The sequence below is a fragment of the Streptomyces sp. PA03-1a genome (assembly GCF_033792805.1).
Classification (GTDB): domain Bacteria; phylum Actinomycetota; class Actinomycetes; order Streptomycetales; family Streptomycetaceae; genus Actinacidiphila.
In genome coordinates, this window is record NZ_JARAVO010000288.1 from 1 (window position 1) to 10,685 (window position 10,685).

The following is a 10,685-nucleotide window of genomic DNA, read 5'->3' on the forward strand; positions in this document are numbered from 1 at the left end:
GGGCGGGCATGGTGGTGTGGCGGCCGATGTCGGCGGTGACGGCCGGCGGGAGTCAGCCCTCGGGGCGGCGCAATTCCGTCCGCGGTGAGATCCGACGGCAGATGTCGATGACCTCGGCGGGGGTGGGGCGGGCGGCCGGATCCTTCTTCAGGCACAGCCGGGCCAGTTCTGCGAGCTCATCGGGTACGCCGGACAGCTCGGGCTCCGCGTGGACGATGCGGTAGAGCGCGGCGTGCGGGGTGCCCTCGCCGAAGGCGGGCCGGCCGGTGGCGGCGTAGACGGCGACCTGGCCGAGGGCGAAGACGTCGGTGGGGGCAGACAGGGGGCGCCGGAGGCCTGCTCGGGGGTCATGAAGGCGGGGGTGCCGACGATGACGCCGCTGCGGTGAGCGAGGTCGCGTCGGCGGCCCGGGCGATCCCGAAGTCGATGACCCGCGGTCCGTCGGCGGCCAGCAGCACGTGGGACGGTTTGAGGTCGCGGTGCACGATGCCGACGCTGTGGATGGCCTGCAGGGCCTCGGCGATCCCGGCGACGGTCAGCGCCACGGCAGGCACCGGGAACGGCCCGTGCCGGCCGACGGCCGCCTGCAGGGAGGGCCCGGCCACGTACGCCGTGGCGAGCCAGGGGCGGTCCCCATCGGTGTCGCTGTCGATGACCGGGGTGGTGTAGAGGCCCTGCACCTGCTGGGCGGCGTGAACCTCCAGTCGGAACCTGCGGCGGAACTCGTGGTCCCCGGCCAGGTCCGGCCGGATCACCTTGATGGCGACCGGGCGCCCGCCGGGTGTGTACGACAGGTACACCGTCCCCATGCCCCCCTCACCGAGGCGGGCGGCGATCCGGTACCCCGCGACGGTGGCCGGATCGCCGGGTGCCAACGGCTGGAACACCGGGATCACCCGCTCAGTCCGCATCGAACCCCCCTTGATGACCGGCCAGCCCCGCACGCGGTGGGGGGTCGCGCCGATGCCCGCACCGGAGGGGCGCTTCGCGGGACCGGGCCACGGCTGACGGGGGGCGACCGATGTGGCTCTGGGGATATGAGCATCGGGCACGCCGGCCGTCGACAGCAAGGGCGTGGACGGCCTGGGTGCGTCGGTGCGACACGCCGACCGAAGCACGTGGTCGCGCCCCACGAAGCGGCGCCCCCCGGGCCGCCACCCGCGTCGGGACCGGACCGGTGGCGGCCGGGCGTGGCCCGCCCGACGTGCGGGGGCCCCGCCCCGCGCGCACGCTGGACCGTGGACGCATGGGGACGTCGCCCCGGCCGGTTCCCGTGGAGCGGCCTCCCGGAGTGACGCGCCCGAGGAGCAGTGATGGCACGCACGGTCGACGTCGTCGTCGTCGGTTCCGGTGTGAACGGCCTGGTCGCCGCCACCGAACTGGCCAAGGACGGCTGGTCGGTGGCCCTGCTGGAACAGGGCGACCGGCTGGGCGGCTTCATCGCCACCGAGGAACGCACCCTGCCCGGATACCTGCACGACACCTACTCCTCCTGGCACCCGCTGTTCGTGTCCGGAGGGGCCTACGCCGTCCTCGGCGAGGACCTGCACCGCCACGGCCTGGAGTACCGCAACGGCGACGGCTTCGTCACCGGCACCGTCACCGACGACGGCCGTGTGCTCCTCGTGCACCGCGACGCGGCCACCACGGCGGAGGCGTTCGGCCGGGCCGAGGACAGGGCTGCCTACCTGGCGATGCTGGGGCGCTTCCTCGACAACGCCGACGCCATCGGCGGCATGCTGAGCGGCGAGCCCCGCTCCCCACGGACGCTGCGGCACATCGCGAAGCTGGTGCGCCGCGAACGGTTCACCGGCACCGAGGCCTGGCTCCGGTCGGCCGTCACCAGCGGACGCTCCTACTGCCGCGGCGCGTTCCGGGGCGACGAGGCGGACCTGCTGTGGGTGCCCTGGCTGCTGCACGCGGGGCTGTCCCCGGACCACGCCGGGGGCGGCCTGCTGCTGCCCGTGCTCGCGGCCTCGCTCCACGGCTACGGGGTGCCCGTCGTGGCGGGCGGCGCCGGCAACTTCGTCCGGGCCTTCGAGACGCTCCTCGGGGAACTCCACGTGGACGTCCGCACCGGGTACCCGGTGGAGCGGCTGCTCCTCACCGACGGCAGGGTCACCGGAGTGGCCGGCGGCGGTGAGCACATCCACGCCCGCCGTGCCGTCCTCGCCTCGGTGACCCCGACCGCGCTGTACGGGGAACTGCTGCCGCAGGACGCCCCGGTCCCCGCCGCGGTCCGCGACCAGGCCCGGCACTACCGCTACGGCCGCGCCGCGATGCAGCTCCACGTCGCCCTCTCCGCCCCGCCCGGCTGGAACGACGACCGGCTGGCCGGCATCCCGCTGTTCCACCTGAGCGACGGATCGGCGAGCACCGGGATCGCCTGCGCGGAGGCCGAGGCGGGCCTGCTGCCGCGCCGGCCCACGGTGGTCGTCGGCCAGCAGTACGTCCTCGACCCGTCCCGCGTGCCGGAAGGTGCCGCGTCCCTGTGGATCCAGCTGCAGGAACTGCCCTTCGCGCCCGTCGGCGACGCGGCCGGCGAACTCGACGTCGGCGGCGGCTGGACGGAGGCACTGACCGAGGGCTACGTCGGCCGGGTCCTGGCCCGGGTGGCCCGCCACGCCCCCGACCTGCCCGGCAAGGTGCTCGCCTGGGACGCCGTCACCCCGGCCGACCTGTCCGGGCACAACCCCAACGCGGTGGCCGGCGACCCGTACGGGGGCTCGGCCGAACTCGACCAGAGCCTGCTGTGGCGACCGCTGCCCGGCGCGCCCCGGCACGCCACACCCGTCCCCGGGCTGTGGCAGATCGGCGCCTCCACCCACCCCGGCCCCGGCCTCGGCGGGGGCTCGGGCCACCTCGCCGCGCAGCAGCTCATCCGCGGCGCACGACGACCCGGGCGCCGCTGACCCCTGGCCCGCGCCGCAGCGGGCATGGTGCGCCGGACGGGCGCGTGGTCCCCTGGCTGCCGTGCGCTTCCCGCTGGGGCACCCGGCGGTCGCGAGCGTGGCGTTCTTCGACCATCCGGTGCCGGAGGAGTTCTGGCACGCCGTCAAACACGCCGGGGATGCTCCCGGAGCACGTGCCCACGCCGTGAGGGGTCGTACGGGCGCGGTCAGGCGGCGGAGTCGTCGCCCTCGGCCCGCTCCTCGGGGACGAGCAGCACCGCGATGCGGCTGGTGTGGGCGATGGCGTCGCTGACACGGGGGTTGAAGAACGCCGCGACCGAGCCGCGGTGGTGGGGGCTGACGACCAGGAGGTCAGCCTTGAACTGCTCCGCCGCGGCGGAGATCGCGCCGGCGATCTCCTGCGTGGTCACGTCGCGGACGAGCTCACCGTCGGCCTCCGCCACACCCATGTCGTGGAGCGTGGCGACGGCCTCGTCGACGACGGCGCCGGCGTCGGAGTCCCCTTCCAGGGTCATGACGGTGTCGAACGCGACCGTCGAGGCGAGCACGTGCACGACGTGCACCGCGGCGCCGCTCAGCCGGGCCATGTCTCCGGCCGTGCGCAGGGCGGACTGGCGGGAGGGGCTGGAGTCGACGGCAACCATGATGCGCTGGTACATGGACATCTTTTCTCTTCTTCCAGGGCTGAGCAGGGGTTCGCGGACTCAGTAGAGGCCTGCGGTGGTGGAGTTCCCCTGACCAGCGGTGTCGTACGGCGTGAACATTCCGTTCACAGTCTGCGCCGACCTGCGGGGGCCGTCCGCGGCGGGGGGGGGGGGTGCCCCCTGAGCCCGGTGGCTGCCGTACCCTGCGCCCCGTCAGCCGGGCAGCTTCGCCGCGAGGACGTCGACCGGGGTGATGACGGGCGGCACCGCGAACAGTTCGTCACCGAGCGCCTCGATGCGCTGCCGCACCTTGCCCCGCAGGTGCGTCTCGCGGTCCTCCTCGGTCTCGAAGGCGTCGAAGATGCGGAACGAGGACGGCGCCGGGCGGAAGGCGAACCACGCCAACGTGCCCGGCTCGGCGTCGACCAGCGCCTTGGCGTCGACGAGGAAACGGACGACCTCGTCCTCCCGGCCCGGCCGGGCCTCGAACTCCACGAAGAATCCGTACGCGGGCATACCGGTGCTCCAGGTCGCAGGAGGGACGGCCCCTCGGGGCCGCTGGTGAGGGCGACGCTACCCGGCCGGCCCGGCGCCCCCCGCGAAGCCGGCCCGGCATTTCGCGGCGTCGTTCCGTGTGTCTCGGGCCTGCCCCACGGGCCGGGAGCCCGGATAGGCTCGCGGCCCGGGCGACCGAGCGGCCCGACGCGTCCGGCCCGACGGGGCCGGCCCCGGCCGGCCCCGGCCCCGTGCTGTGGCCGCACCCACCGCGTGGCTGATGGTGATGGCGCTGGTGCCTCGCGGCGACATCGCCCTGCTGCTCCGGCCGTTCGGCCTGCTGCCCGATGCGAGCACGGCGCCGGTCGTGACCGCCCTGATCAGTCGTGGTGCCGTCGCCGACGCCGCGCGGGAGCGTCCTCGCCGCCGGGGCGTGGCCGCCGCGGTCCGTGCCCTGGTCGTGGCGGCGACGGGAGTGCTCGGCTTCACCGTCGACCTCCTGGTGTCCCCGCCCGCCGCCGACTTCGACCTTCAGGCCGGCATCCTCCTGGGACTGCCCCCGGGCGCGGGGCTGTTCACCCGGGTGGGCAACCGGAGGAACCCGTCCGCGCCGCCCGCGCCGCCCGGCGGGTGACGCGGGCGGAACCCGCTGCCGGGGCGGCACGTCACATCGGCAGGCTCCGAGGGGGGCCCACTGCCTTGGGGAGGCGTCATGAGACCGCTCGTGCTGGTGGGTGCCGTCTGTCTGCTCGTGGGATCCGCCGGATGCGGAGCGCGGACGGTGTCCGCGGCGGACGACGACGGTGCGGCCACCGCGCGCATGCGGGAGGTCGCCGAGGCCTGGGAGGGCTCGGAGTCCGCACGATCGTGGCGGGAGGGCTTCTACCCGCTGGAGGACGTGGTCCGGCTCCCGGACAACGCCTTCCGTACGGACGCCGACAAGCAGGCCTACCTGACGCGGAACTTCGAGCACCGTGGGGCGCTGCCCCGCACCGAGCACGAGGGCCGCATCCGCTGGGCGGACGGGACGTCGACGCCCGTCACGCCGATGACGGCACGGGAGGCCTACGACGGGCTGGACGAGGGGCCGGAGGGCCGCGCGGACCCGCTGACCGTCACCAAGGCCACCTTCGGCGAGATGACCCTGCTCACCAGCCGCGGCGAGGCCCGCGTCCCCGCCTGGCACTTCACGCTCGACGGCTACGACACCCCGCTGGTGCGTGCCGCGATCAGCCCCGCGCGGCTGCCGGGCGCCCCGATCGCCGCCCTCTCCCAGGCCACCGATCCCGGGATGCCGCTGCACGGGCTGCGGAAGGTCGCCGAGGACGGCCGGAGCGTCACCGTCCAGGCGGAGCACGGCGCCTGTGACGACGGTCCGGCCGTCGACGTGCTGGAGACCCGCGACAGCGTGGTGCTCCGCGGCACGGTCCGCGGCGCGGACGACGGCCCGTGCACCGCGCAACTGCTCGTCGACCCGGTGACGGTCCGCCTTGACCGGCCGCTCGGTGGGCGGATCCTGCTCGACGCCTTCACCGGCGGGCCCGTGGAGCTCGGCGGGCGGTAGACCTCCGCCTGGCCCCCGTCACCCGGTACGACGACGGCCGCCGCGCCCCGAGGGGCGTGGCGGCCGTCGCGTGGTGGCGGTGCGGCGTCAGGCGGCGCTCCTGCGCCGTACGACGACGATGATCACGGCGCCCAGCCCGAGGGCCAGGATCGCGGAGCCGCCGAGGAGCAGCGCGCCGCCGGCGCCGGTGAAGGCGAGGCCGCCGCCGGAGTCGCCGCCGGAGGACGAGGAGCCGCCGTTGCCGGACGTGCCGGCGGAGCCCGACTCGTCGTCGCCGGAGGCGGTGGGCTCCGGGGTGGCCGAGGGGCCACCGGAGGAGCCCTGCGAGCCGTCGCCGTCGCCGGTGGCGTTCAGGACGATCCAGGCGGTGTTGTTGGACTGCTCGGGCTCGACCGGGTTGTTCCACGCCGGCAGGGCGACCTTGCCCTTGGCGTTCTTCACGACCTTGTCGATGCGCAGCTCGAACGGGAAGCTCAGCTTCGCGTCCTCCAGCAGCGGGGTGTCGACCCAGCACAGGTAGCCCTTGACGCCCTCGTCGATGGTGGTGAAGCTGCAGCCCTTGGGGCTCTTGGTCACCTTCGCGCCCTCGGGCACGGCGACGGAGAAGATGATCGGCTCCCCGCCGCTGCGCAGAGCGCTGATCCAGGCCGGACCGTCGTTGCGGAAGCCGATCTCCGCCTTCACCGTGTCGCCGGCGTCGCCCCGGGCGGAGGCACCGGTGAGCACCAGGTCGTAGGTGTTGTGGCTGGGCAGGTCGAGATCGGTGTAGCGCGTGTAGTCACCCGCGGGGGCGCCGGGGACTTCCTCGAGGGTCAGCGGCGCGCCGGTACCCGGCGTGTAGCCGTCGTTCTCCAGCAGCGCCTCGGCCTTCTTCGCGCCGACCGCGGAGAACCCGTAGCTGAAGCCGTCCCTGAGGGCGAACGCGGCCGTCTTGACCTTCAGCGGTCCGGACAGGGTGTAGGCCGTGCCCGTCTTGTACGTGCCGGCGAAGGTGCAGATCGCGTCGGTGCCCTGGTAGAGCAGCGACCCCTCGGTGGTCTGCTTGTAGGCGCAGTTGCCGTAGCTGTCGGGGAAGCTCAGCCCGCGCGAGCCGTGGAAGTGGAGCACGGCGCCGTCGGCCGCCATGCCGCCGACGTTGCGGAACCCGACCGGCGCCTCGTAGGTGTCGCCGGCGGCGAGGCCCTTCGGCTCGGCGAGCTTGCGGCCCAGCAGTTCCGGACCGCCGACCAGCACGTCGATGGTGAGCGGCGTGAACTCGACGCCCTCGCCCTCGCCGGTCACCTTGATGGTGCCGAAGTCCCCGGCCGCGCTGTCGGCGTCGATGTCGAGGCGGATGCCGCCGATGCGGTTGTACGCCTCCCCGGCGTTGATGTCGTCGCGCTCGCAGACGGCGGTCAGGCCGGTCGCGTCGCAGGGCAGCTTCACGGCGGCGACGCCCTCGAGGCCGCTGGCGTCGATCTTGATCGTGTACGGGCCCTGGTGGACGACGGGGACCACCCCGTCGTCGTCCGGCTCGTCGCTGCCGGGCGCGGCGAGCCGCAGCGAGACCTGGGGCTGGCTCGGGTCGTCGTCGTCGCCCTGGAGCGACAGATCCACGTGGCTCGCGCCGGTGATCGCGACCGGCAGTGGGGCGCCGTCGTCGGCGAGCGCGGGTGCGGCTGAGCCGAACCCGGCGGCCAGAGCGGCGGCCGCCACGAGACCGATCGCTGCCCGGGAGACGGATCTGCGGACGGGACGTCTCATCAACGTTTCCTCGTCGGATGTCGGGGTCTGAAGCGGTGCGCCGCTCCGGGCGCACGCCCTTCAGACCTCCCGGGCATCCGCACCGTTGTGCACGGGAAGATCACAGAGTGGTCACAGATGGGGCCGTCGTGCCGAAAGGGATCCGTGTGTGTCGGCACCAAAGCCAAATAAGCCGGGCAAATGCGTGTTTTACGGTTTCCGGGTGACGGAATAGTTGCCTCGGCATACGGGGTTGCAGCTCACGTACACGACACGCATGACCACCACCACGGTCCTACCTCTGCCCGGAGGCCTCACCCCATGACGCTCACGACGACCGACCTGCCCGCCCGGAGAGCCAGCGGGGCGGTCGTCCCGGTACTCGCCTTCGCGGGCATCGTTGTCGCAGTCATGCAGACCCTGCTCGTGCCGGTCATCAAGGACCTGCCGCAGCTGCTGCACACGGCGCCGAGCAACGCGACCTGGGTGCTGACCTCCACCCTGCTCTCCGGCGCGGTGGCCACCCCGATCATGGGCCGCCTCGGTGACCTCTACGGCAAGCGCCGCATGCTGATCACCAGCCTCGCGGTCATGGTGGTCGGCGCGGTGATCAGCGCCGTCACCAGCCAGCTGCTCACCATGATCGTGGGCCGTACGCTCCAGGGCTTCGCCATGGGCGCCATCCCGCTCGGCATCGGGCTCATGCGCGACATGCTCCCCCGGGAGCGGCTCGGCTCGGCGATGGCCCTCATGAGCTCCTCCATCGGCGTCGGCGGCGGCCTGGCGCTGCCCGGCGCGGCGCTGATCGCCCAGCACACGAACTGGCACGCGCTCTTCTACGCCGCGGCCGGTCTCGGCGTCCTCGCCATCGTCCTCGCCCTGGCCGTCGTGCCGGAGTCCCCGACGCGCGCGAAGGGCACGTTCGACCTGCCCGGCGCGCTCGGCCTGTCCACCGGCCTGGTCCTGTTCCTGCTGCCGATCACCAAGGGCAGCGACTGGGGCTGGTCGTCCGGCACCACCCTCGGGCTGTTCGCCGCAGCAGCCGTCGTCCTGCTGCTGTGGGGCGTGATGGAACTGCGGGTGAAGGCCCCGCTGGTCGACCTGCGCACCACCGCCCGCCGCGAGGTGCTGCTCACCAACCTCGCCTCGATCATGGTCGGGGTCAGCTTCTACGTCGTCTCGCTCGTCCTGCCCCAGCTCCTCCAGCTCCCCGCAGCCACCGGTTACGGCCTGGGCCAGTCCATGGTCGTCGCGGGTCTGGCCGTGGCCCCGCTCGGCCTGACGATGATGTTCACCGCCCCCGTCTACGCCCGCCTGTCCGCCCGCTTCGGCCCGAAGACCACGCTGATCATGGGCCTGCTGGTGATCGGCGCCGGCTACGGCGGCGGCCTCGGCCTGATGGACGCCGTCTGGCAGACCGTCCTCACCTCGGTGATCCTGGGCGCGGGCATCGGCCTGGCCTACTCCTCGCTGCCCGCCCTCATCGTCGGCGCGGTGCCGGCCTCCGAGACCGGCGCGGCCAACGGCCTGAACACCCTGATGCGGTCCGTCGGCACCTCGGTGTCCAGCGCCGTGATCGGCATGGTGCTGGCCAACACCGCCCAGCACGTCAACGGCGTCGCCATCCCGACCATGCACGGCTTCCGCGTCTCGTTCCTCATCGCCACGGGCGCCGTCCTCCTCGGCCTGCTGCTCGCCCTCGGACTGCCCGGACGGCGGACCGGCCTGCAGCTGCGCGCCGGCAGCGAGGAGGAGGCCGGCCTGGCGCGTGCGGAGGAGGTCCTGCGTGGCTTCCGTGGCCGGGTCGTGGGTGGTGGGGGCGCTCCGGTCGCCCGTGCCAAGGTCACCCTGATCGACCGTCGCGGGCGGCAGGCCGGGGCGACGCTCTCCGCGGAGGACGGCAGCTACGCGCTCGCGGTCCCGGCCGGTGGCCCGTACGTGCTCGCCGCGCGCGCGGCGGGGCACGGCCCCCTCGCCTCGGCGGCCACGCACGCGGGAGACGAGCGCCTGGTCGACCTCGACCTGGCGCTGCCCGGCGAGACCGTCACGGCCTGACCGGTGGCCTGGGTGGGGCGGGCCTCAGGGGGTCAGCCCCGCCCCGTCAGCCGCGACCCGGCGGGCGTACGCCGGTACAGCACCGTCCGCCCCGACCGGGAACGGGTCACGAGACCGGCCTGGTGCAGCACCCCCAGGTGGTAGGAGACCGTGGCGGCGCTCAGGAAGTGACGCGCCGCGAGCTGCGTGGTGGACGCCGGCCGCGCCAGCGCCCCCAGCAGCCCCGCGCGGGTGGGCCCGAGCAGCCTGGCCAGCTCGGCGGAAGGGGCCGCCGGCGCGGCCGGCCTGTCCCGTACGGGATAGGCCACCATCGGCGGCCGCCGCCCGCCGCGCACCGGGTCGACGACCACGCTCGGCCCCGCCGCCACCAGCGACGGCACCACGATCACCAGGGGAGCGGCGATCCCCACCGAGAAGCGGCTCTCGACGCGCAGCGTGCCGCCGGTCCACCGGATCGCGGGGTGCAGCGAGTTGAACAGCCCCGCGGCGCCCTGCCGGGCCAGTACCCCCGCGCACCGGTCGACCTCCGCGTCGAGCGCGGCCCTCGCACCGGGCCAGTGCGGGGCGAAGGCGAGCTCCCAGTAGCGCCGCAGTTCCTCCGCGACCTGCCGGGCGACGTGTCCGCCGCCCCGCGCCATCGCGCGCCGCACCCCGGGCGGCAGCTCCGATCCGGCCAGCCCGTTGCAGGGGCGGCCGTCCCGCAACGCCGCCAACTCGCCCAGCACGCGCCCGGGCGGCGTGGCACGCACCCGCTCCAGCTCCTCCTCGACGGTGGGCGAGGGACCGGACGGATGCGGGCTGAGGAAGTCCGGTAGGTAGCCGCCCCCGTCGAGCGCCAGCTCCGACAGCAACGGCAGCCGTGCGCGGCGCAGCACCCGACGGGCCCGCGTCACCCACGGATCGGCCTCCGGGTCCGGGCGCAGGCCCCACGGCAGCAGCGTCGCCGCGACCTCGTGCAGCGGCGAGACAGCGAAGTGGGACCGGGCCAACCCGGCGGCGTCCACGGTGAGTTCGATCATCCTTCTCCCTGCCGCCCCGCATCCCGGGTTCCTTCGAACGTGCTCGAATCGTGGCACGGAGTCTCGCCGTGGCGAGCCCCCTTGGCGCAGTCTGATGGCCGACGGACGGCAGGGGCACAGAGAACGCCGGAGGGCGGGGGTGCGTGCGATGCGGGTGTTGCGCGGGGCCGGAAAGGCACGGGGGACGCGGAGGCCCGGAGCACGGGCGGTGGTGGCGCTGGCCGCCGCCGGCCTGCTGATGGTGGCGGGCACCTGCACGTCGTCGGCACAGGAC

At 74.3% G+C, this 10,685-nt stretch carries 8 protein-coding genes and 1 pseudogene; 4 read left to right on the forward strand and 5 right to left on the reverse strand.

All coding sequences use genetic code 11. The features are described 5' to 3' along the window. Window positions 1–55: 55 nt before the first annotated feature. A pseudogene (locus PV341_RS39795) lies at window positions 56–911 on the reverse strand (serine/threonine-protein kinase); the annotation flags it as partial. Between the two features lie 402 nt (window positions 912–1,313). Between PV341_RS39795 and PV341_RS39800 the strand changes: the two are divergent. After that, window positions 1,314–2,912 carry a phytoene desaturase family protein gene (locus PV341_RS39800; RefSeq protein WP_500360342.1) on the forward strand — a complete coding sequence of 533 codons (1,599 nt, stop codon included), beginning with the start codon at window positions 1,314–1,316 and terminating at the stop codon, window positions 2,910–2,912. Between the two features lie 206 nt (window positions 2,913–3,118). On the opposite strand, the gene PV341_RS39805 is transcribed toward PV341_RS39800, so the two are convergent. Then, window positions 3,119–3,577, reverse strand: a complete 459-nt coding sequence (locus PV341_RS39805; protein WP_500323557.1) for a universal stress protein — start codon at window positions 3,575–3,577, stop codon at window positions 3,119–3,121. Window positions 3,578–3,769: 192 nt separating this feature from the next. Continuing rightward, entirely contained in the window at window positions 3,770–4,072 is a 303-nt protein-coding gene (locus PV341_RS39810) for a putative quinol monooxygenase (protein WP_500323559.1), read from the reverse strand. Between the two features lie 235 nt (window positions 4,073–4,307). On the opposite strand from PV341_RS39810, the gene PV341_RS39815 reads away from it, so the two are divergent. Then, window positions 4,308–4,685, forward strand: coding sequence for a hypothetical protein (locus PV341_RS39815; protein ID WP_500360344.1), 378 nt, complete (start codon window positions 4,308–4,310; stop codon window positions 4,683–4,685). A 78-nt stretch (window positions 4,686–4,763) separates the two neighbouring features. After that, the gene (locus tag PV341_RS39820; RefSeq protein WP_500323561.1) at window positions 4,764–5,615 is read left to right on the forward strand and encodes a hypothetical protein; all 852 of its coding nucleotides are present in this window, start codon (window positions 4,764–4,766) and stop codon (window positions 5,613–5,615) included. An 87-nt stretch (window positions 5,616–5,702) separates the two neighbouring features. Here PV341_RS39820 and PV341_RS39825 read toward each other — a convergent pair whose 3' ends face one another. Beyond that, window positions 5,703–7,358 (reverse strand): hypothetical protein, encoded by a 1,656-nt coding sequence (locus tag PV341_RS39825; RefSeq protein ID WP_500323562.1) that lies wholly within the window; start codon window positions 7,356–7,358, stop codon window positions 5,703–5,705. A 180-nt stretch (window positions 7,359–7,538) separates the two neighbouring features. On the opposite strand from PV341_RS39825, the gene PV341_RS39830 reads away from it, so the two are divergent. Beyond that, complete coding sequence (locus PV341_RS39830; protein ID WP_500360345.1) at window positions 7,539–9,392, forward strand: MFS transporter; 1,854 nt, start codon at window positions 7,539–7,541, stop codon at window positions 9,390–9,392. A 32-nt stretch (window positions 9,393–9,424) separates the two neighbouring features. Here PV341_RS39830 and PV341_RS39835 read toward each other — a convergent pair whose 3' ends face one another. Further along, the gene (locus PV341_RS39835; RefSeq protein WP_500323564.1) at window positions 9,425–10,411 is read right to left on the reverse strand and encodes an ArsR/SmtB family transcription factor; all 987 of its coding nucleotides are present in this window, start codon (window positions 10,409–10,411) and stop codon (window positions 9,425–9,427) included. Window positions 10,412–10,685 lie beyond the last annotated feature (274 nt).